The 267-nt window shown below is 68.2% G+C and carries 1 protein-coding gene; it reads right to left on the reverse strand.

Annotated features, from left to right (window positions below; all coding sequences use genetic code 11):
- Window positions 1–267 (reverse strand): Ig-like domain-containing protein (locus AA75_RS37805; protein WP_149038616.1); only part of this gene is annotated, 267 nt, incomplete at both ends.

Here is a 267-nt window from a genome sequence, read left to right on the forward strand (position 1 = left end):
ACTGGCGTTCAGGTTGGTGTTGCCGTCGTAGTGGGCGGTCAGGGTGTGTGGGCCGGCGGTGGCGGAGTCGATGGTGAATGTGGCGGTCGCACCGCCGGCGCCCGGGTTCGGGGTCAGGTTTCCGTCGTTCGGTGTGCCGACCGGGTTGCCGTTGTCGGTGAGAGTGACCGTTCCGTCCGGCATCAGCCCGGTCGTCGACTTGACGAGCACGGTGTAGGTGACCGGCTGTCCGGCCTTCGAGGGGTCCGGAGCAGCGGTCACGGTCGT

The organism is Kitasatospora sp. MBT63 (assembly GCF_000710465.2).
Lineage (GTDB): Bacteria > Actinomycetota > Actinomycetes > Streptomycetales > Streptomycetaceae > Kitasatospora.